Source organism: Francisella philomiragia (genome assembly GCF_018135955.1).
GTDB lineage: Bacteria > Pseudomonadota > Gammaproteobacteria > Francisellales > Francisellaceae > Francisella > Francisella philomiragia.
Genome location: NZ_CP063138.1, coordinates 1,749,304 through 1,771,611, shown reverse-complemented (window position 1 = coordinate 1,771,611; position 22,308 = coordinate 1,749,304). Strand labels below are relative to the sequence as shown.

Genomic DNA, 22,308 nt, shown 5'->3' with positions numbered 1-22,308 from the left:
TAGAGGCTATAGTGTTTTACGATTTTAGGTTTTTGTAGTTCTAATAATTATTTTATAGTATCTATAAGCTTTTAAATTTCTTATGACTTTGTACTTAAACTCTAATTGTGCTATCATTAACGAACTAATTATTTTTATCAATCTTTTTCTATGAGCGCTAATGTTTATGCAGAATTTGCACCAATATTGATATTCCTTATTATAGCTTTTGGTTTGGGAGCAGCATTTGCAATGATCGGTAAAATTTTATCGATGATTGTTGGAGCTAATAACCCGAATGCAACAAAAGGTGAGACTTTTGAGTGTGGATTTCCAACCTTCGGAGATGCTAGAGAAAAGTTAGATGTCCGTTTTTACTTAATAGCGGTACTGTTTTTGGTATTTGATTTGGAGTTGGCGTTCATTATTCCTTGGGGTATAAATTTAAAGGCTAGTGCTGGAATGCCTGCTATTTCAAATCATGCTTTTTTTGCGATGATTATATTTTTGGTGGTACTATTCTTGGGCTTGATATATGCCTGGAAAAAAGGAGCTTTAGAGTGGGAATAGGTAACGAGAATAAAGGTTTTATAACTGCAAGTGCTGATGCACTTATAAATTGGGTGCGCACTGGTTCATTGTGGCCTGTAACTACAGGTTTGGCTTGTTGTGCGGTTGAGATGATGCATGCTGGTGCTGCTAGGTATGACTTAGATAGATTTGGTATTGTTTTTAGACCATCTCCTAGGCAGTCAGATGTTCTTATCGTTGCTGGTACACTTTGTAATAAGATGGCTCCAGCACTACGTCAAGTCTATGATCAGATGCCAGATCCTAAGTGGGTGATTTCTATGGGTTCGTGTGCAAATGGTGGTGGATACTATCACTACTCTTACTCTGTGGTGAGAGGGTGTGACAGAATAGTCCCTGTGGATATATACGTTCCAGGGTGTCCTCCGACTGCAGAAGCTTTAGTTTATGGGATAATACAACTGCAGAACAAAATTATTAGAAAAGATACTATAGCGAGGAAGTGATCGTGAGTGCTAGGTTACAAGATCATTTTAATAATGTAGAAAAAATATTGAACGGTTTTGGTGTTGAGTGTTATGTTGCATATGGTGAGATTAATATTTCTATTAAAGATCAGCGTGACATACATCTTGTGCTAAAAAAACTTAAGAAAGAGTATCACTTCAAGCAACTTACTGATATTACGGCTGTTGATTATTTGACTTATGGTCAGTCTGATTGGCAAGTGGGTAAGGTTGTTTCTCAAACAGGTTTTTCAAGGGGGAGGCAACAGGACTTTAAAACTGCTGATGTTAATAATAGATTTGAGATTATTTATCAGTTGCTAAGTATGGCTAATAATGTTCGAGTTCGTGTCAAATGTAAATTAAAAGATGCTCAGATTATTATGGTTGACTCGGTTGAGGATCTTTGGCCTTCGGCTAATTGGGCTGAGAGAGAGGTTTATGATATGTTTGGGATCTATTTTAATAATCACCCAGACTTACGTAGAGTGCTTACTGACTATGGATTTGTGGGGCATCCTTTGAGAAAAGATTTTCCTCAGACAGGTTATGTGGAGATGCGTTATGATGAAAATCTTGGTAAGGTTGTTTATGAGCCTGTAGAGATCGATGATAGGGTCAATGCACCAAGAGTAATTCGCAATCAATAAAATTATGGGTTTGTAACAATGGCAGAGTATAAAAACTATACACTAAATTTTGGTCCAGTCCATCCTGCTGCGCATGGTGTTCTTAGGCTTATTTTAGAGCTAGATGGAGAGACGGTTGTTAGGGCTGATCCGCATGTTGGCTTACTTCATAGAGGAACAGAAAAACTTGCTGAATTTAAACCATATAATCAAAGTATTGGCTATATGGATAGATTGGATTATGTCTCGATGATGTGTAATGAGCATGCTTACGTGATGGCGATCGAGAAGCTTTTGGAACTTGAGGTTCCTGAAAGGGCTCAGTACATTCGTGTGATGTTTGCTGAAATGACAAGGATTCTTAATCATTTGCTTTGGGTTGCTGCGTGTGGTATCGACTTAGGTGCTATGACAGTATTTTTGTATGCTTTTAGGGTTAGAGAAGACTTATTTGACTGTTATGAAGCTGTTTCTGGTGCTCGTATGCATGCTGCGTATTTTAGACCAGGAGGCGTTGCTAGAGATTTACCAACACAAATGCCACAATATAAGCAAACTAGATTTACAAGCAAAAGAAAAACCAAAAAAATCAATGCTAACAGACAAGGTAGTATGTTGGACTTTTTAGATTCTTTTGTTGTTGATTTTGATAAATCTCTAGGTGAGATAGATACACTTTTAACAGATAACAGGCTTTGGAAGCAAAGAACTGTGGATATTGGTGTTGTTACAGCAGAAAGAGCGGTTGAGCTTGGCTTCACTGGACCAATGTTGAGAGGTAGTGGTGTGGCTTGGGATCTTAGAAAATCTCAACCTTATGAGGTTTATGATAAGCTTGATTTTGATATTCCTGTTGGTGCTAATGGCGATTGTTATGATAGATATCTTGTCAGAATGGCAGAAATGCGCGAATCAAATAAGCTAATTAAACAATGTGTTGATTGGTTGCGAGCTAATCCAGGGCCTGTCCTTTCGGATAATCACAAAGTAGCACCTCCAAAAAGAAATGCGATGAAAAATAATATGGAAGAGCTTATTCATCATTTTAAGCTTTTTTCTGAAGGTTATTGTACTCCTGAGGGAGAGGTTTATGTTGGTACGGAGCATCCTAAAGGTGAGTTTGGTGTATATATTAAGTCTGATGGAGCAAATAAGCCTTATAGACTTAAGATGAAAGCACCGGGATTTACTCACATAAGTGCTATGGATGAGTTGTTGTCAGGACATATGTTAGCAGATACTCCAGCGATTATCTCTACAATAGATGTTGTGTTTGGTGATGTAGATAGATAGAGGAAAAAGATGTCTTTAGTAGATTTGATATCGCCACAAGCGAAAGAAGATATAGACAGGGTTTTGAGTAAATTTCCAACGGATCAGCGTAGATCTGCGATTTTGGAAGGGTTGCATATTTTACAAGATCAAAATGGTGGCTACTTAACTGATGATTTACAAACAGCTCTTGCTGAATATTTACAAGTTAGTAAGGTTGATGTTTATGAGGTTGCTACGTTTTACTGTATGTATGAACTGAAGCCCGTGGGTAGACATAAGTTGAATTTATGTACGAATGTTTCGTGTATGTTAAATGGCGCGTATGATATATTGGCGCATATTGAGAAAAAACTAGGAATCAAACCTGGAGAGACTACGAAAGATGGTCGCATAACTCTAAAAGAAGTTGAATGCCAGGGAGCTTGTTGTGGCTCGCCTATGCTTGAGGTTGATAAGATTTTTTATGAAAATCTAACTATAGAAAAAGTGAATCAAATAATTGATTCTTTGGAGTAGTTATATATGGCAAATGAAGTTTGTTTTCGTACCCTGCATTTAGATAAGCCGTACAGCTTGGAGTCTTACTTATCTGTGGGAGGTTATTCTTATTGGAATAAAATTTTAACAGAGAAGATTCCGCCTGAGCAAATTATTGAAGAGCTCAAGATATCAGGGCTTAGAGGTCGTGGTGGGGCTGGGTTCCCTACTGGTCTTAAGTGGAGCTTTATGCCGCGTAATACTCCAGGTCAGAAGTATGTGGTTTGTAACTCTGATGAAGGGGAGCCAGGTACTTGTAAAGATAGAGAAATAATGCGTAATAATCCACATCAATTAATAGAGGGTATGGCTATTGCCGGATATGTGGTAGGCGCTACGGCTGGTTATAATTATACACGAGGAGAGTTTTACGAACCTATTGCAAGGTTTGAAGATGCCTTGATAGAGGCTTATCAAGCAGGATTGTTGGGATCAAATATTAAATCTTCAGGCATTTCATTTGATTTGTATTCTGCAATTGGTGCAGGGGCATATATCTGTGGTGAAGAGACAGCATTGCTTAATTCGTTGGAGGGCAAAAAGGGTCGCCCAAGATTTAAGCCACCTTTTCCTGCTTTCAAAGGTCTTTATGGTAGACCAACCAACATAAATAACACTGAGACTTACGCATCGGCACCAGTAATTTTACAGCATGGTGGGCAGTGGTTTAAAAATCTTGGAACTGAAAAAAGTGGCGGTACTAAGCTTTTTTGTATTTCTGGTCATGTTAAGCATCAAAAAGTCATGGAAATAGGTTTAGGTACTCCTTTCAAAGATGTTTTAGAGATGTGTGGTGGTGTTCGTAATGGCCATAAGCTAAAGGCTGTGATACCAGGTGGAAGCTCTTCTAAGATTCTTACTGGTGAAGAGATGCTTAAGGTTACTATGGACTATGAGTCTATAGCTGAAGCGGGTTCTATGCTAGGATCTGGCGCAGTAGTTGTTTTAGATGAAACAACTTGCATGGTTAAAACATTGGCTAGATTAGCAGATTTCTATTATGAGGAATCTTGTGGTCAGTGTACTCCTTGCAGAGAAGGTACTGGCTGGTTAGCGCGTACATTGCATAGAATTGTTGCTGGTGAAGGAAAACCCGAAGATATCGATACTCTAGTTAGAGTAGCAACAAATATAGAAGGTAACACTATTTGTGGTCTTGGAGATGCTGCAGCATGGCCAGTCCAAAGTTATATAAATAAATTCAGAGAAGAATTTGTCTATATGATTGAGAATGGTGGTAAGAGTATTGTGGATCAATAGTTGATTGAGGTAGTTCAGTGTCAGACAATAAAGAATCCAAAAAAATAAGTATAGAGATTGATGGTAAAAGCTATGAAGCTTTGCCAAATCAATCAATAATAGAAGTGGCAGATGCTAATGGTATCTATATTCCTAGATTTTGCTATCATAAAAAGCTATCTGTAGCTGCTAATTGTAGGATGTGCTTAGTTGATGTGGAAGGTGCAAGACGTGCCTCCCCTGCATGTGCTACTCCCATTATGGATGGCATGAAGGTCAAAACTCGTTCGGAGAAGGCTTTACAGATGCAAAAAGACGTAATGGAGTTTTTATTGATAAATCATCCATTAGATTGTCCGATCTGTGATCAGGGTGGAGAGTGTGAGCTTCAAGATATTGCTATGGGATATGGTAATACGACTTCTGAGTACCTTGAGACAAAAAGAGCTGTTGAAGATCCTGAGCTAGGATCTTTGGTTGCTACCGATATGACTAGATGTATTTTATGTACACGCTGTGTTCGTTTTGGTGAGGAAGTAGCCGGCGTCAAAGAATTAGGTGTTATGGGGAGAGGAGATCATTCTGCTATCAGCACATATATTTCAGGAGATATGGTCGACTCAGAAATTTCAGGCAATATTATTGATCTTTGTCCTGTCGGTGCTTTGACATCTAAGCCTTTTAGATTCAAAGCAAGAGCATGGGAACTAAAACAGTTCCCTACGGTATCGTCAGGCGATGCTTTGGCTACAGATATTAATGCACATGTCTATCAAAATAAAATTGTCAGAACTGTTCCTAGAGAGAACGAAATAACTGGTACGTGGATAGCTGATAGAGATAGGTTTGAATACTCTGGATTATATAGCCCAGAAAGAATTGAAAAGCCAATGATTAAAAAGTCTGGTGGTTGGGTCGAAGTATCTTGGGAAGAGGCGCTTGATTTTGTTAAGGTAGCAATTGAGAAAACCAAAGAAAAAGACGGTGCTGATGCTATATCAGCTATTGTATCAGAGTCAGCAACATCCGAAGAGATGTATTTAATGAAAAAGCTCTTAGCTAGTGTTGGATCAACTAATATTGATGGTAGAGTAAGACAGTATGCTGATATACCGGGGATAAGTGCTGGTAAAGGCTTTAATTGTTCATTAGATGATATTCGTGAAAGTGATTTTATTTTGGTTTTTGGATCAAATATTAGAAAAGAGTATCCATTAGTTAATATTGCGGTTAAAGATGCCGCAGAAAAAAATAATGCTAAAGTAGTAGCTTGGAATATTTGTGATTATGATTTTAACTATGATGTTAAACAAGTCAAACTAGCTGCTGATAATATTCAATATATTGCATTATCTTTATTAAAAGCGATCTTTGTAAGAGCAAATTTGCCATATGGTGACTTGGATGAAATTTTGAGAAAAGTTGATCCAGCAGCGGAAGTTAGAGAAACTGCAGATAGAATTGTTGCATCAGATAGTCCAAAAATCATTGTTGGCCAAGATATTGTTAACAGTAGTGGCTTTGAAACAGTATTTAGTATTTTGGAAATATTAGAAAAAGTTATTGGTGTAAAAGGTGGTGTGCTGGCTAGTGATGTTAATTCGGTGGCAGCTGAGAGAATATTTAGCTCTTCTAAATCTAAATTTAGTACATATAAATGTTTGAATGGTCAAACAGCTACTAAGCTTTTATTTACTGCTCATACTGAGTTATCTAAAGATTGTTTATATGGTGAGCAGAAGCTAAGAGAGGCTCTTGATAATATCGATATCGTTGTTAGCTTTACTGCATTTGCAGATAAGTTTACAAAAGATGTCTCAGATATTATTTTGCCTGTAGCTACTCACTATGAAACAAGCGGAAGTTTCGTTGATTTATTTGGCAATACTAAAGAGTTTAAGCAAGTAGTAAAACCATATGCTGATAATAAAGAGCTATGGCGTGTATTAAGAGTTGTTGGGAATCTGTTGGGATTAGAAGGTTTTGAGTATAATTCAATATCAGAAGTTACTAATGATACTTATGCTCATAGAGCTAGAGTTGGTATTAATCATGTAGTGCAAATTCTTAATGCAAATCTAGATTATCAAAAAGATATTGCATTTGTTGCATCAAATTCTATGTATAGTACTAGTAGCTTACTCAGAAGGGCAGAACCTTTACAGAAAACTCATGATGCCAAGCGTTTCTCTGGAGTTAGGATTTCACAAGAAATAGCTGATGAAATCGGTCTGAAAGCTGAGGTCGGTATCGTTAAAATCTACGATATTGACAATGAAATAACACCTGAAGTATCAGTTGATTCTAGTTTGCAGGCTAAGAATATTATGATTCCAAGATCGTTGTATAAATCATTTTTGTCAGGCGATAGTGTGAATATTAAGCTGGTGAGGGAGGTTAAGTAATATGTTAGAGTATATATTATGGACAGCGCTTTATGTGTTGTTAATTGTTATTCCTCTTATACTTGTAGTTGCTTATTATACATATGCTGAGCGTAAAGTTATTGGCTATATGCAAGATAGAATAGGTCCAAATAGAGTAGGATCATTTGGCTTACTACAGCCGATATTTGATGCTCTAAAACTTTTTCTTAAAGAGATTATTGTCCCGACAAATTCAAATAGGTATTTGTTTTTCATAGCTCCGATATTAGCATTCGCTCCTGCTTATGCTGCTTGGGCAGTTATTCCTTTTTCAAAAGGTGTAGTATTGTCAGATATGAATTTAGGGCTTCTATATATATTAGCAATGACATCCTTTTCAGTATATGGGATTGTAATTGCAGGATGGGCATCTAACAGTAAATATTCTTTGTTTGGTGCTCTTAGAGCGGGTGCGCAGGTTGTATCTTATGAATTAGCTATGGGATTTGCAATCGTTGGAGTTGTAATTGCAGCTGGTTCTATGGGCATAACTGGGATTATTGAATCTCAGGCTGGAGGTCTGTGGCATTGGTACTTTATACCTTTGTTCCCGCTATTCGTAGTGTACTTCATAGCAGGTATTGCTGAGACCAATAGAGCACCTTTTGATGTGGTTGAAGGTGAGTCAGAAATTATTGCTGGTCACCATATTGAGTATACAGGATCTAGATTTGCACTATTCTTTTTAGCAGAGTATGCAAATATGATTTTAATTAGTATTTTAACTTCAATTATGTTCTTAGGTGGTTGGTGCTCACCGTTTGAGGCGACTCCCTTAGAAGCCGTATTTAACTTTGTTCCTGGTGTTGTATGGTTGTTTGCTAAGACTGGTATATTTATGTTTATGTTTTTGTGGGTGCGTGCGACATTCCCTAGATATAGATATGACCAAATCATGCGTCTAGGTTGGAAAATATTTATACCTTTAACATTTGTTTGGGTTGTAGTAGTAGCTTGTATGGTTAGGTTTGGCGTAGGACCTTGGTGGTAAAAAGGATAATATTATGAGAAATATAACAAGTTTTTTTAAAACCTTTCTACTTTGGGAACTTCTAAAAGGGATGAAGGTCACAGGTAAGCACTTTTTCACACGTAAGGTTACTGTGCAATATCCTGATGAGAAAACTCCTATATCTAATAGATTTAGAGGGTTGCATGCCTTAAGACGTTATGAGAATGGTGAGGAAAGATGTATTGCTTGTAAGCTATGTGAAGTTGTATGTCCAGCATTAGCAATCACAATTAACTCTACTGAAAGAGAAGATGGATCACGTAGAACATCTAGTTATGAAATAGATTTATTTAAGTGTATTTTTTGTGGTTATTGTGAAGAGTCTTGTCCAGTGGACTCTATTGTTGAAACCAATATTCTTGAGTATCACTTTGAAGAGCGTGGTGAAAATATTATGACAAAAGCTAAGCTTTTAGCTATTGGTGATAAATATGAGGCACAGATAGCAGCAGATAGATTACAAGATAAGGATTTTAGGTAGAGAAATGGTAGTAACAGATATTTTATTTTACATATTTGCATCACTGGCTATTATTTCTGCTTTAGTGTTAGTTTTGGCGAATAATCCAGTAAATTCTGTAATAGCAATGATTTTTACATTCGTATTTACAGCAGCTGTGTGGATAATTTTTCAACAAGTATACTTAGCATTGTTGCTTATAGTTGTATATGTTGGTGCAGTTTTAGTAATGTTCTTGTTCGTAGTATTTATGCTGGATCTACATGTTGAGAAGCAAGGTAGAGTCGGAAGATTCTTCTATGCTTTTGCAGCTATAATAGTTTGTGCAATATTTGCTACAGTGATTAGCTATGCTGCTACTAAAGTATTCGCGGGAGACTCTATGCAGGGCGGTGTTGGTGGACTTAAAATCATAGGTCTAACAATGTTTGATAATAGCAATTTATATGTGTTTGAATTAGTTGATTTCATTTTATTAGCAGCAATGACAGCAGCAATTACATTAACATTGAGATCTAAGCGTAAAGGTAACAAGTCTGTGAATCCTGCGCAACAGGTCAAAGTTAGAGCAAAAGATCGTCTAACTATGGTTAAGATACCAAGTAATAGAGAGGGCGCTAGAGATGAATAGTATTTCAGTTTCAGTTACGAATGGTTTGATTTTTAGTACATTGTTATTCGTAATAAGTGTTGCGGGCATAATTATTAATAGAAGAAATATTCTTATACTTTTGATGTCGATAGAATTGATGCTTCTAGCAGTTAATACTAACTTTCTGATATTTGCTAATATGCACCATCAAGCGATGGGTGGCGTTTTTGTTTTCTTTATAATGGCTGTGGCAGCAGCGGAAACAGCAATTGGTTTGGCAATTGTTGTGGCAATATTTAGAAAACGTAAAACTATTGATTTAAGTAAACTCAATACACTAAGAGGTTAAGAGCAAGCTATGATAATAAATACTCAAGTAGCAGCTGTACTAATAGCAGTCATAGTGTTATCACCATTGCTTGGTGCTCTGATTGCTGGATTTGGTGGCAAGTCTGTAAAGAATGCTGGTGTTAACTTTTTTACAATTTCTTTATGTGGTCTTTCTTTTGTCCTTAGTGTAATTTTAGCCTATGGTGTTTTTGCTGGATCAGAAGTTTATTCTGTAAGTTATTATCAGTGGGCTCCGATTTCAGATAAGTTTACATTTGATGTTGGTTTTACTGTTAATAAGATAACTGTATACATGATGTTGATAGTAACTTTTGTATCAACATTAGTACATGTTTACTCTATTGGTTACATGAAAGGTGAAGAAGGCTATGCAAGATTTTTTGCATATATTTCAGGATTTACCTTTGCAATGCTCTGCCTAGTTATGGGCAATAACTTCTTATTGCTATTTTTTGGATGGGAAGGTGTTGGTTTATTTTCATACCTATTAATTGGCTTTTATTTTAATAGAGATAAGGCTAACGTTGCTAGCTTGAGAGCGTTCATCGTAAATAGGATTGGTGACTTAGGCTTTTTGTTAGGTATTGGGGCGGTTATTTTATACACTGGATCTGTTGACTACACAACGGTGTTTGCAGCTTTATCAAATATTGATAATACTCAAACTATTCACTTCTTAGGTATGAGCTTTAGCCCTGTTACACTGATGTGTTCGCTATTATTTATTGGTGCGATGGGTAAATCCGCACAGTTTCCTTTACACTCATGGCTAGAAGGATCGATGGAAGGTCCGACACCTATTTCGGCACTAATCCATGCTGCAACAATGGTTACAGCGGGTGTATTTATGGTTGCTAGACTTTCTCCAATGTTTGTACTATCACCTGCAGCACTAAGTTTTGTACTTATTATTGGTGCAATTACATGTTTGTTTATGGGCTTGATTGCGATAGTACAGACAGATATAAAAAGAGTAATTGCATATTGTACACTTTCTCAGCTTGGATACATGATGGTAGCTCAGGGCGCAGGAGCATTTTCTATTGGGATGTTCCATCTGATGACGCATGCTATGTTTAAAGCATTATTATTCTTGGCGGCTGGTTCTGTAATAGTTGCAATGCATCACGAGCAAGATATTCGTAGAATGGGTGGCTTGAGAAAGTATATGCCTGTTACATATTTATGTATGCTTATAGGTGCTTGGGCACTTGCAGCATTACCGCCATTCTCAGGTTTCTTTTCAAAGGATTTAATTATTGAAGCGGCGCAGTCTACGACTGTATATGGTCACCAGTTTGCATACTACATGGTATTAGCATGTGCATTTGTGACATCTTTCTATATTTTTAGAATGTTTTTCTTGGTATTCCATGGTAAAGAGAGAATGTCAGAAGAAGAGAGGTCTCATATCAAAGAGTCGCCGTTTAGTATACTAATTCCATTAGTATTATTAGCTATACCTTCAGTATTTGTTGGAGAGTATTTCTTCACAAGTATTTTATCGCAAAATCATGGTTTATTTGGTGATACTATAACTTCATATATTCAGGCAGGACTAGGTGGAGAATCTGTTACAGCTCATCTTGCTAGTGAACCTGCTACAGTTAGTTCTATAGCATTCATAAAACATTCAATATCAACAGTACCATTCTGGTTAGCTTTCAGTGCTTTAGTTTTGGCTTATATTTTGTATATATGGTTGCCAGTTATACCAAGAGTTCTTGCAAATGCTAAGTCTGGGTTTGGTATTGTTTATCATATTTTAGTTAAGAAATACTTTATTGATACTCTTTATGATGTTGTATTTGTTAATATCTTCTTGGCTATTAGTACTTTCCTATGGAAAGCAGTAGATATCTTTATCATAGATAAAACTATTGTACATGGCACATCTAGTCTGATCTATCATACTGGTGATAGTTTTAGAAAAATTCAACGTGGATATCTGTTTGACTATGCTTTTGTAATGATGGTCGGTGTGTTGTTATTTATGATTTTGCTAATATCAGTATAGGTAGAGGGTAAACTAGTATTATGAATTTAGGTAATTACTTATTAAGTTTAATAATTTGGCTTCCAATAGTTGGTGGCTTTGTTGTATTAGCGACAAGAACAAAAGAGTTGCATGGTGATGCTGCACGTTGGGTAGCTTTAGTATTTAGCTGTTTAACTCTGGCTTTATGCATACCTTTGGTAGCATCTTTTGATTATAGTAGTTCTGCGATGCAGTTCCAAGAATCAGCAAAATGGTTCAAGGTATTTGGCATGCATGATATTTATTATGGTCTAGGCGTTGATGGGTTTTCAGTTTTATTTATTGTTTTAACAAGTTTTGCTACTTTAGTTATTGTTCTAGCAGCTTGGACTTCTATCAAAACAAAAGTTAGACAATACATGGCAATATTTTTGATTACTTGTGGTCTGACAAATGGTGTTTTCTGTGCAACAGACTCTATACTTTACTATGTTTTTTGGGAAGCATTATTAATTCCAACTTGCTTGGGTATAGGTATTTGGGGTGGTAAGAACAAAGCGTATGCAGCTGTTAAATATTTTATGTATACTTTCTTTGGTTCAGTATTTTTACTAGCTGCGATTTTATATATTCAAACAAGAGTGGCAGCATCTCCAGCTGACTTACTAGTAAGTGCAGATACATATTCAATCCAAAACTTTATCGCATGGGCTGCTCAATCAAATGGTTTGGCAGACTCTGTTAAGTTTACACTTACTGCTCAATGGCTAATATTTGGTGCTTTCTTCTTAGCTTTTGCAGTTAAAATTCCGATGTGGCCATTCCATTCATGGTTGCCAGATGCTCACTCAGAGGCACCAGCTGGAGGTTCTGTTATACTTGCAGCACTTATGCTTAAGCTAGGTGCTTATGGTTTCTTAAGATTCGCAATACCGATGCTACCTGAAGTTACAGCATCATTAGAGTACGTACTGATAATTATGTCTTTGATAGCTATTGTCTATGTTGGTGTGGTTGCAGTTGCTCAGACTGATGTCAAAAGACTGATAGCATATTCATCAATTTCTCATATGGGTCTTGTTACATTAGGTTTATTCTCTATTTTCATACTTAAGAGTGCCGATCCTGTACTTGGTACAACTAATGCGCAATTAGCACTACAGGGTGCTGTATTTCAGATGATTGCTCATGCGTTTTCTTCTGGTGGTATGTTTATTGGTATTGGCTATCTATATTTAAGAATGCATACAAGAGAAATATCAGATTTCTCAGGTGTGGCTAAGACTATGCCAATATTCGCAATGTTTTTCTTACTTTTCTGTATGGCTAATGTAGGTTTACCAGGCACTAGTGGCTTTGTCGGTGAGTTTATGATTTTGTTGGCTGTATTTCAGTACTCTCCATTAATAGCATTAATTGCTGGTTTAACTTTGGTTATAGCGCCAATTTATACTCTATGGATGTATAAGAGGGTGTTTTTTGGAGAAGTGGTATCTACGCAAGTAGCGAACCTGACTGATTTGAATAAGATGGAGCTATTTGTATTTATATTGTTAGCGGTACCAACTTTATTGTTTGGTTTTTATCCAGAGCCGATACTGCATCTTTCAGAAGCTGCTTCGGCTAATATTGTTGGTTTATCTCTATAGGGTGGTGTTTTGATTATGAGTTTATCAATTCTTTATATATTGCCAGAAATACTATTAGCACTAGGTGTGATAGTTGTAATGTTTTCTGGGCTTTTTTTACACGGTAAAATTAGGAATATTAACTACATATTCTTTCAAGTATTTACGCTACTTGCTCTTGTTGCTACTTTTGCTAAAGAATACTTAATCCAAAATAGTAGCTCTGTTTTTGAGGGGCAAGTTGTATTCAGTGGTTTTGCTTATACGTTACAGTTAGTGATACTTGTATTGGCAGTATTCGTGGCGCTATATTCAAGAGAGTATGTAAAAGATAGAAAAATATCAGATGGTGATTTTTATACACTTTTGATGCTGTGTGTTTTAGGTGCGATGGTTCTTACAGCTGCACATAGTTTGGTTACAATCTATATTGGTTTAGAGTTATTGTCATTACCAATGTATGCACTAATAGCAATTTATAGAGATTCTAGTACAGGCCTTGAAGCTGCTATTAAATATTTCGTATTAGGAGCTATTGCTTCAGCTTTATTGTTATTTGGTATGTCATTTGTATATGGTATGACAGGTCAACTTGATATTACTGATATTGCAACTGCACTTTCACAAGGAAATTTCACAGGCTTAGAGCAGCAGTTCTTACTTGTATGTTTAGTTATGATGATAGCAACTTTCTTATTCAAGTTAGGAGCTTTCCCATTTCATATGTGGTTGCCGGATGTTTATCAGGGCGCGCCAAATGCCGTTGCCAATATTGTTGCGACTATTCCAAAAGTAGCAGCATTTGCTATGCTTGTTAATATTTTATTTGTAGGCTTTCCATCGCTTAAAGATTCTTGGATATACTTATTCAGAGTTATAGGTATATTGTCGATATTCTTTGGTAGTTTAGTGGCTTTATCGCAAACAAACGTTAAGAGACTTTTGGGTTATTCTACAGTATCGCAAATAGGTTTTGTTTTGTTAGCTACTACACTTAATCCGCAAGGTTATGCCTTAACAGCAGCTAGCTTCTATGTAATAGTTTATGTTTTTACTACTCTAGCAGCATTTGGGGTATTAACTACAATCTCTGTTGGCGGTTATGAAGTTCAAGATCTTAAAGATCTAAAAGGTTTCAATACAAAAGACTCTTGGTTAGCATTTATACTGCTGATAGTTTTGTTCTCTATGGCAGGGATTCCTCCATTCGGTGGTTTCATAGCAAAATTATTTGTTATTATGGGCTTAATTAATGATGGCAGTTATGTATTGGCATGTTTTGTGCTATTTATGGCTGTTGTGGCATCATTCTATTATGTAAGAGTTATTAGAACTATGTATTTTGATGAGCCAGAGAATAATGAGACAGTTAAGCCTCCAATGACATCTCTTATAGCACTAAGTATCAACGGTTTAGTTCTTTTATTCTTAGGTATTATGCCAATGCTTCTTCTTGGGGTTCTTACTCAAGTTACTAACGTTATTTAAGTTTCAATAGTTTATTGCCTATTCTTGTCATAACTTTTATACTTTTATGTAAAGATAATTTAATACTATTTTTCTATGAAAGAAATTTTAGGTCCAATTAATGATGTAATCAAAAACTCGAAAGATAATATTATTAATAAAAGTTTAAAAAAACTTGATGTGGTGAGTAGAGAAGAGTTTGAAATACAGAAAAAAATTCTTTTGAAAACACGTCAAAAATTAGAGCAGATCGAAGCTAAGTTGGATAAATTAATAGCTGAGAAAGAGTGAGATGTCTTTAGCAATTCTAAAAAGTCGAGCTCAATTGGGTATTGAAGCACCGCTTGTCTCGATAGAAGTTCATTTGTCAAATGGTCTGCCTGGCTTATCAATAGTAGGCTTACCAGAGGCAGCTGTCAAAGAGAGCAAAGATCGTGTTAGAAGTGCTATCATAAACTCGGGATTTAATTTTCCAAATAAACGTATCACAATTAATCTTGCCCCTGCAGATTTACCTAAGAGTAGTGGAAGATTTGATTTGCCTATAGCATTAGGTATTTTATATGCATCGGGACAAATAAATATTGTTAGAGATGTTGAAGATTTCGAGTTTGCTGGAGAGTTGTCTCTAGGTGGTGAGCTTAGGAAAATTTCTAGTGCGATACCGATGGCTATTAAGTGTGTTGCGAATAACAAAAAACTTGTGATACCTATTCATAATGAAAAAGAGATTGCTTTAGTTGAAGATGTTTGTGCTTATTCTTTTGAGACTCTAAAAGAAATCGTAGATTTTTTATCTGGCGATGATAAAGCTTCGGTAGAGCAATTACAAGAAATTGACTTTGAGAGATTGTATTCTGATTTAGAAGATGTAAAAGGACAATATCAGGCTAGACGCGCTTTGGAAATTGCAGCAGCAGGTGGTCATAATATTCTTTTAGTTGGTCCACCTGGTACTGGTAAGACCATGCTTGCTAGTAGGCTTAATTCTATTTTGCCACCATTAGACAAGAAAGAAGCCCTTTCATCGGCGATGATTGCTTCAATTAAAGGTGAGTCAGGGATAGCGGAAAGTTTTTATAAAAGACCATTTCGTCATCCTCACCATACTTCTTCAGGTGTTTCTTTGGTCGGAGGTGGTTGTCAATTCCAACAAATAATGCTAAATTCCATTAAATGATGCTAATGAGAGTATAAATGAGCGCTTTTCCAAAAATTGTTGATAACAGACTATTAGCACCAAATAAAAAAATAGCTCTTATGCTTGCAAAGAGGTCTTTGCCTGAATTGGTTTGTAATGATGTTAATCTAGAAGGAATAAGTTTTACTTTAGCAGAGGTGCAAACACTACTTGATGGAATCACTGTAGGTGGACATAGACTTCATGATCAAGAAATAACTCTTAATCAGTCGAAGACATGGAAAAAACTTTTTTCTGATATTGATGATGATAGATTTGAGTTAACTAAAGAATATGTAGTTTCTCTGCATGATTTAGCTGGTAAGGACGAAGTGCTAGATTGTGGTTGTTTTAGACATGGTGGTGTAACTATTGCTGGTACTGATTACTTACCACCAAAAGCTCATGAGCTAAATAATTGTTTTGAATTTATGATAGAGCAAGCAAGAGAAATAAATGACATTTACAATCAATCTATATTCATTTTTCTTGAGATGATAAGATACAAATTTTTTAATATTGCTAATAGAAGAATGGGTACGTTCATTATGAATGGTAATTTGTTGCAACATGGTTATCCTGTAATTAGTGTTCCAGCTAAGAGAAAATTAGAGTTTAACCAGAAAATATTGAATTTTTATGAATCTCATGATTACGCTGAAATGACAGCTTTTATGCTTAGTTGTATAGACAACAAAGTAATAGAAATAATGAGTTACTGATATGTTTCCGACTGAACAAATTAAGAAGAATTTAAAGAAGCAACAGTTTTAGGAAGTATTAATATTATTATATTTAATAGGAATATTTATGAGTGAGTACGAAATTATAGTAAAAAAGATAGTTATCCATAAGATAGATAAAAAACAGAACTCTAATGATGCTAATCATCAATTAAGTGATATCTATTCAAATGATGAAGTTATTAAACAATTAGTTCCTTCGTTATATAAAAGCTTCGCAAGAAAAAATTCAAAAAAATCACGATTTGAAATAGCTGAAGAAAATGATAAAGATAATAAAAAAGAAACCTCTTTATTCTATAAGTTTTTAAATAAGATTGATATAAATTCATACTGTTTAATAGAGATCTCTAAGAGATTAACTGAAAAGTTAACTGATCAAATAAAAAATGTTAATTTTGCTAAAGGTGGACATATTTTATTTACAGAGTTTGAAGATGTGCACAATCATATCGCTATTTTTATATTACGAGAAGAAGATGGCTTTGATTTGACTTTAATAGAAGATGAAAAAGGTAATAAGAAGTTCACAGGTAGAGAAAAGCCTAATTTTTCATATGATAACTTTGCAATGGGTTCTTGCATAAACTTATCAAAGATAAAAGATCAAGAATATAGGTATATATCTACTTTTAGTGGTAAAAATGAAACATCTAACTATTTTTATAATTGGATTGGAATTAATGAGGAAGATAAAAAAGCCGAAAAAAGAGATGCTCAGCATTTGATATACATATTACAAAATATACCTCTTCCTAATCCTAATGAGACGTCTGTTGAATTTCAAAAAAAAGCCCATGACTTCTTAAATGACAGAAGTGGGTCTGTTGATTTAAGAGATTTAAGTAAACATCTGTTTAATAATGAAGATACAATATCAGAATATGCTAGAAAAGAATCAATAGATATTAGTGGTGAGTTTAGTATTAGTAAAACAGATCTAAATAAAATATATAAAATTTCAGCAAAGTATAAAGGTTTAGTACTATCTGGAAGTAGAGGTTCATTTAATAAGTTAGACCAGAAAATTCAGGCATCTAATATGGACGAAGATAAAATATATATCGAAAATGATATAATTAAGATAAAATCTCAAGGATTAGTTGACAAAGTTTTGAAATTGCTTGAAATAAGCAAAGATTAAAATGAGTAATAATGTCGAAAAGTTAATTAAATTAGCGAAAGAACTTAAAAAATATAATGATTGTTCTAGCGAACCCCTAGAGTTTATAGTATCTAATGAAAACTCAGAAGAATTTAATATAAGTGTATTGTCACAACTACGAATTGAACAGATTCAATCAAGAGATGGTAAAAAAATCATACTTGATTCAAACCCGAGTATAAAGATATATAAAACTTTAGATGAAGCATATAATAAGCTTTTAAATATAAGTAAGCCAGAAAACATTTTAATTTTGGAGAATCAATTTATCTATTCAAGCGAATCTTGTAATAATGAAGAATCAAATCGTTTTTTCACAAATATCTTTAGCATTCCAAAGCTAACAAAACTTTTTGATGAAAAAATATCCATGAGAAGATCTGAAAAAGAGTTCTTTTTCTTGTCAAATACTTTAGGTTGTGTAGATATTGGCTTTACAAATCATGGTAAAGAGTTTTGCCTAAATAACACTAACTTAGATTTATATTCCATACTGGTAGATAAATTTAATAATAATGAATATATCAATTATTTTAAAGATAATTTCATAAGATTTACTGATGTAAAAACCTTATCAAGTGCTGAAAAGTTTTTTGTTGGTCTTCTGTATTCTGAACAAATCTTAAAAAAGACAGATAGAGAATTTGCGATATTTCAAAATAGACACAATTTTGAAAACCTGAATTCTGAAATAAATACTAAAGTTGATAAGTATATTAGCTCAATAGTTGAATCATCTAATGACACTCTTAAAAGATCACTCACTTCAGCAATTCAGTTACTTGGTTTTTTATTTTTAATAACTAAATTTAATGATGATGCTTTTATATTATTTTTTGCCATAATTACTTCTATAGCCTGGACTTTTTTCTCAACTTACTCAGCGTTTAATAAAAAGTTTTTACTAAAAGCATATAGTGATAATATTGAAGAAATCTTAAATAAAATATCTAGCCTTCTAAAAGAAACAGAAATAGAACCAATAACAGGCATATATAAGAGTAAAATTAAAAGTTATATAAAAAAAGCAGTGTGTGAAATAAACTTATTTATATTTGGAAATATATTTTTCAACATTTTAATTATTACGCTATGTATTTATATTATAAAGCCAATACAATATGTTTTATCAATTTGGCATCTTATATATTAAATCTTACTATTCAATAATCTGTAATCACTATATAATTAATGCGATTAGTTAAATTTCTTTGAACTTATAAAATAAAGCAGGGGTACTGTAAAGATTAATAGAGTAATGTCCGTAGATAATATAATAAAAGATGCTTTTACCTTTTTAGAAGGTAAAGAATTAGAAGAAAGAAAAATTTTTGGGCAATACTATACGCCATCTAATATAGCCGTGTATATGGCTAAACAAATAACTAATCCTAAGAAAACTAAAGTCACAATACTTGATGCGGGTGCTGGCTCAGGTATCTTAGCATTGGAGTCTATAAGAAGAGTCATAGGTTTTGGTGTCAAGTTTATAAATTTAATATTATATGAGGTTGATGCAGAGGCAATAACTTTCTTAGAAAATTTAGTACTAAAGTTGAAGCAAGAGCTTATAGTCAGAGAAGTTATATTGGAGTATAAAATTTTAGATAATGATTTTGTTACTTCAAGACCAGATAAAGAAAATTTATCTATAGATATAGCAATAGTTAATCCCCCATATTTTAAATATAATGTAAAGAACTCTAAATATGCAAAAGCTGTTTCTGATTTATATAAAGGAGATCCTAACATATATGCATCTTTTATGGCTATTATTTCTAATATGTTATCTTTGAATGGCCAGATGGTTAGTATTACTCCAAGAAGCTTTACAAATGGTCTATATTACAAAGGTTTTAGAGATTTTATTTTCTCAAAACTTTCATTAGAGTTTATTCATGTATTTAATAAAAGAAAAGGATTGTTTAAAGATAAATCCAAAGAAGTATTGCAGGAAAATGTCATTTGTAAGTTTCTTAGAAAAGAAGAACAAACAAATGTTATATGTGTAGCCTCATCTGCAGTTAATTTTAGAGAAGTTCTTATTGCAAGATATAATGCTAGTCTTTTGTTTAATGTTGTTAATGGATATAAAATGCTATTAATACCAGAAAATGATATTCAAGGAATAGTATTAAATAGAATTGCAAAGATGCAGAGTTTTTTTGAAGATAATTATGTCATATCAACTGGGCCTGTTGTTGAGTATAGGTCTAAAGCAAATATAGTCAAAACAAATAATGCTGAAAATACCATACCCTTGTTTAAAGCACATAATATTATCGAAGGCACTGTTAGCTGGAGTGGTAAGCATAGTAAGGATTTGAGATATCTTATTGATGAAAATAGCATGAAACCACTAATAGGTAATCAAAGGTATCTTTTTGTAAGAAGATTTTCAACAAAAGAAGATAGAAGAAGGTTGATAGCAGGTATTTACATTCCAGATAATAGTCAAAAGTTTTTAGCTATAGATAATAAAGTTAATTATATAAGTTCAAAGCATGAGGAACTATCTATAGAGGAATTATATGGCTTAAATGTGATTTTTAACTCTACACTTTTTGATAATTATTTTAGATGTATATCTGGAAATACTCAGGTAAATGCTACAGAAATAAGACTTATGAAATTCCCAACTAGAGAGAAAATAGTAGAGATTGGAAAGATATTTTTACTCAAGGTCAATGACAATGCTGATACTAATCAAATGGTTGATCAAATTATTAATGAAGTGCTAGAAATATAATGGGTTTCGATTATGAATTTAGAAGAAAAAAGAGAAGATAAATTAAATCAAGCAAAAGAAATACTAAAAAAAATGGGACTACCAAAGGCTCAATACAATGATAGATCTGCTTGGGTCTTTTTGGCATTAGCCAATATTAAACCAGATAGTAATTGGAATGAAGTTAATAACCCTCTACTTCCTACAGTAGAAATTATGGAGTTTATAAGACTTCACTATGGTAAGGACTATAAACCAAATTCACGTGAGACTATAAGAAGACAGACATTGCATCAGTTTGAACAGGCAAGGTTAATAGATAGAAATAGAGATAACCCTTTAAGGGCAACAAATAGTAAAGATAATAATTATTCTATTAATCCTCTAATATTAGAAATCTTAAAGTTGTATCCCAATGATGGTTGGGAGAAAAAACTAGATGAATATAAAGGTAATTTAACAAATCTAATAGACCAGTATGCTAAAGAAGTTGAGAAAAACAAGATTCCTATAACATTGCTTGATGGAACAGAAATTAAACTATCTCCTGGTAAACACAATCAGTTACATGCAGATATAATTCATGAATTTTGTCCTCGCTTTATAGGTAAGGGAGGTAAGGTACTGTACATTGGAGATACAGCTAGTAGTAGGGAAGAGGGGGGTAAATTGATGGTGCTGGAGGATGAGTATTTACTTTCTTTGGGAGTTCCTCCAATGGCTCATGAGAAATTACCAGATATTGTTGTTTACGATGAAAAGAGGGAGTGGCTTTTTTTGATAGAGGCTGTTACAAGCCATGGACCTATGTCACCTAAGCGTTGTATTGAATTAGAGGAAGCTTTTAAGAACTGTAAAGTAGGTTTAGTTTATGTTACTGCATTTCCAGATAGGACAGAGTTTAGAAAAAATGCTGCAGATATAGCATGGGAAACTGAAGTTTGGATAGCAGATAACCCAAGCCATATGATACATTTTAATGGTGATAGGTTTTTAGGACCACATGAGAAAGAATAATATTTAGGCGAGAATTAAATGAGTAAAGATCAAATAATTGTAGAAGAGCTAAAGAAATTGTATATCCTCAATGAAAGCATCAGCTTTGTATTGTCTATCAAATTTAAAACTCTATAATAAATAAAATATCACTTTATATGATTAACTGCTTCATTAAATACTTTATGAGATATTTTGTATGAGTAATTGCTCTTAACAGGGAATACTGCCCCCCAGATATCATAATCGATATATGTAGATGTTCCGTAAGCATATGTTACAAATATTTGAAGAGTGGGAAACATGCGGTGGTTTGATTTAGTTATTATAGTACATGATTTAGCCGTACCACTCTTTATCTCACCAATGGTAAATATATCAGCGTTCCCTATATTATAGGTGAGTTCCATACGATAATCACAATCTGATAATATTGCAGTGACATTATCATCAAATATAACCTCAACCATAGGGTATATGTTATCTGTAATATGTTGATTTCCAATTCTTAATATGTACGAATGTATGCTGTATCCTTCATTAAACCATGATTCTTTAGTATGGCTTGCTTCAGTTTTTATTAATGTATGTACTATAGGTGGAAAACAAGGCTGAGTACTTTTATCTAAAATAAATTTTGGTATATCTAAACCATATTCAGTAAGACAATCTACACTCTTATATTTTACTCTAGTATTTATATCAAAACTTGCTTTAATTATACTATCTATGTTGGCAGTATTATTCATGAATCCAATGTTTGTTGTATTCGATGGTGAAATTGAGTTTTTTATTGAATATTTAGCCTGAATAGATGTATAACTAAGCATTATTGTAAAAATTGATATCAATAGTTTTTTGATAGTATTCATAGAAATATTCAACT

The 22,308-nt window shown here is 34.0% G+C and carries 22 protein-coding genes; 21 read left to right on the top strand and 1 reads right to left on the bottom strand.

Annotated elements, in window-relative coordinates; translation table 11 throughout:
• The first annotated feature begins 150 nt into the window (after positions 1-150).
• The 21 genes from ndhC to IMS64_RS08535 all read left to right on the top strand — a co-directional run bounded on the left by ndhC (position 151) and on the right by IMS64_RS08535 (position 21,443).
• Positions 151-549, top strand: coding sequence for an NADH-quinone oxidoreductase subunit A (gene ndhC / locus IMS64_RS08635; protein WP_004286950.1), 399 nt, complete (start codon positions 151-153; stop codon positions 547-549).
• Entirely contained in the window at positions 540-1,016 is a 477-nt protein-coding gene (locus tag IMS64_RS08630) for a NuoB/complex I 20 kDa subunit family protein (RefSeq protein WP_003017394.1), read from the top strand. The genes ndhC and IMS64_RS08630 overlap by 10 nt, the downstream gene beginning before the upstream one ends.
• A gap of 2 nt (positions 1,017-1,018) precedes the next feature.
• The gene (locus IMS64_RS08625; RefSeq protein WP_035737077.1) at positions 1,019-1,666 is read left to right on the top strand and encodes an NADH-quinone oxidoreductase subunit C; all 648 of its coding nucleotides are present in this window, start codon (positions 1,019-1,021) and stop codon (positions 1,664-1,666) included.
• 18 nt (positions 1,667-1,684) lie between these two features.
• Positions 1,685-2,938 carry an NADH-quinone oxidoreductase subunit D gene (locus IMS64_RS08620; protein WP_200148976.1) on the top strand — a complete coding sequence of 418 codons (1,254 nt, stop codon included), beginning with the start codon at positions 1,685-1,687 and terminating at the stop codon, positions 2,936-2,938.
• Between the two features lie 9 nt (positions 2,939-2,947).
• The gene (locus tag IMS64_RS08615; protein ID WP_042517001.1) at positions 2,948-3,436 is read left to right on the top strand and encodes an NADH-quinone oxidoreductase subunit NuoE family protein; all 489 of its coding nucleotides are present in this window, start codon (positions 2,948-2,950) and stop codon (positions 3,434-3,436) included.
• Between the two features lie 6 nt (positions 3,437-3,442).
• Complete coding sequence (gene nuoF / locus IMS64_RS08610; RefSeq protein WP_012280345.1) at positions 3,443-4,717, top strand: NADH-quinone oxidoreductase subunit NuoF; 1,275 nt, start codon at positions 3,443-3,445, stop codon at positions 4,715-4,717.
• A 17-nt stretch (positions 4,718-4,734) separates the two neighbouring features.
• Entirely contained in the window at positions 4,735-7,101 is a 2,367-nt protein-coding gene (nuoG, locus tag IMS64_RS08605; RefSeq protein ID WP_211490438.1) for an NADH-quinone oxidoreductase subunit NuoG, read from the top strand.
• 1 nt (position 7,102) lies between these two features.
• The gene (gene nuoH / locus IMS64_RS08600; RefSeq protein ID WP_012280347.1) at positions 7,103-8,113 is read left to right on the top strand and encodes an NADH-quinone oxidoreductase subunit NuoH; all 1,011 of its coding nucleotides are present in this window, start codon (positions 7,103-7,105) and stop codon (positions 8,111-8,113) included.
• Positions 8,114-8,126: 13 nt separating this feature from the next.
• A complete protein-coding gene (gene nuoI, locus IMS64_RS08595) occupies positions 8,127-8,615 on the top strand; it encodes an NADH-quinone oxidoreductase subunit NuoI (RefSeq protein ID WP_012280348.1) in 489 nt (162 codons plus the stop codon).
• Between the two features lie 4 nt (positions 8,616-8,619).
• Positions 8,620-9,225: an NADH-quinone oxidoreductase subunit J gene (locus IMS64_RS08590; RefSeq protein WP_004286960.1), complete on the top strand. Its 606-nt coding sequence runs from the start codon at positions 8,620-8,622 to the stop codon at positions 9,223-9,225.
• On the top strand, positions 9,218-9,535 hold the full coding sequence (nuoK, locus tag IMS64_RS08585) for an NADH-quinone oxidoreductase subunit NuoK (RefSeq protein ID WP_004286961.1): 318 nt from the start codon (positions 9,218-9,220) through the stop codon (positions 9,533-9,535). The genes IMS64_RS08590 and nuoK overlap by 8 nt, the downstream gene beginning before the upstream one ends.
• Before the next feature lie 9 nt (positions 9,536-9,544).
• The gene (gene nuoL / locus IMS64_RS08580; RefSeq protein ID WP_200165763.1) at positions 9,545-11,554 is read left to right on the top strand and encodes an NADH-quinone oxidoreductase subunit L; all 2,010 of its coding nucleotides are present in this window, start codon (positions 9,545-9,547) and stop codon (positions 11,552-11,554) included.
• A 20-nt stretch (positions 11,555-11,574) separates the two neighbouring features.
• On the top strand, positions 11,575-13,164 hold the full coding sequence (locus IMS64_RS08575) for a complex I subunit 4 family protein (protein ID WP_004286963.1): 1,590 nt from the start codon (positions 11,575-11,577) through the stop codon (positions 13,162-13,164).
• A 15-nt stretch (positions 13,165-13,179) separates the two neighbouring features.
• Positions 13,180-14,631 (top strand): NADH-quinone oxidoreductase subunit N, encoded by a 1,452-nt coding sequence (locus IMS64_RS08570; RefSeq protein WP_004286964.1) that lies wholly within the window; start codon positions 13,180-13,182, stop codon positions 14,629-14,631.
• Between the two features lie 75 nt (positions 14,632-14,706).
• Positions 14,707-14,901, top strand: coding sequence for an accessory factor UbiK family protein (locus IMS64_RS08565; RefSeq protein ID WP_012280351.1), 195 nt, complete (start codon positions 14,707-14,709; stop codon positions 14,899-14,901).
• 1 nt (position 14,902) lies between these two features.
• Positions 14,903-15,790 carry a YifB family Mg chelatase-like AAA ATPase gene (locus tag IMS64_RS08560; RefSeq protein ID WP_244972904.1) on the top strand — a complete coding sequence of 296 codons (888 nt, stop codon included), beginning with the start codon at positions 14,903-14,905 and terminating at the stop codon, positions 15,788-15,790.
• Positions 15,791-15,807: 17 nt separating this feature from the next.
• Positions 15,808-16,512, top strand: coding sequence for a Fic family protein (locus IMS64_RS08555; protein ID WP_211490437.1), 705 nt, complete (start codon positions 15,808-15,810; stop codon positions 16,510-16,512).
• Positions 16,513-16,600: 88 nt separating this feature from the next.
• Positions 16,601-17,677 carry a nucleoid-associated protein gene (locus IMS64_RS08550; RefSeq protein WP_211490436.1) on the top strand — a complete coding sequence of 359 codons (1,077 nt, stop codon included), beginning with the start codon at positions 16,601-16,603 and terminating at the stop codon, positions 17,675-17,677.
• Between the two features lies 1 nt (position 17,678).
• Complete coding sequence (locus IMS64_RS08545; RefSeq protein WP_211490435.1) at positions 17,679-18,851, top strand: hypothetical protein; 1,173 nt, start codon at positions 17,679-17,681, stop codon at positions 18,849-18,851.
• 105 nt (positions 18,852-18,956) lie between these two features.
• Positions 18,957-20,447, top strand: a complete 1,491-nt coding sequence (locus IMS64_RS08540) for an Eco57I restriction-modification methylase domain-containing protein (RefSeq protein ID WP_211490434.1) — start codon at positions 18,957-18,959, stop codon at positions 20,445-20,447.
• Between the two features lie 12 nt (positions 20,448-20,459).
• Complete coding sequence (locus IMS64_RS08535; protein WP_211490433.1) at positions 20,460-21,443, top strand: BsuBI/PstI family type II restriction endonuclease; 984 nt, start codon at positions 20,460-20,462, stop codon at positions 21,441-21,443.
• A 128-nt stretch (positions 21,444-21,571) separates the two neighbouring features.
• Here IMS64_RS08535 and IMS64_RS08530 read toward each other — a convergent pair whose 3' ends face one another.
• Positions 21,572-22,294, bottom strand: a complete 723-nt coding sequence (locus IMS64_RS08530) for a hypothetical protein (RefSeq protein ID WP_211490432.1) — start codon at positions 22,292-22,294, stop codon at positions 21,572-21,574.
• Positions 22,295-22,308 lie beyond the last annotated feature (14 nt).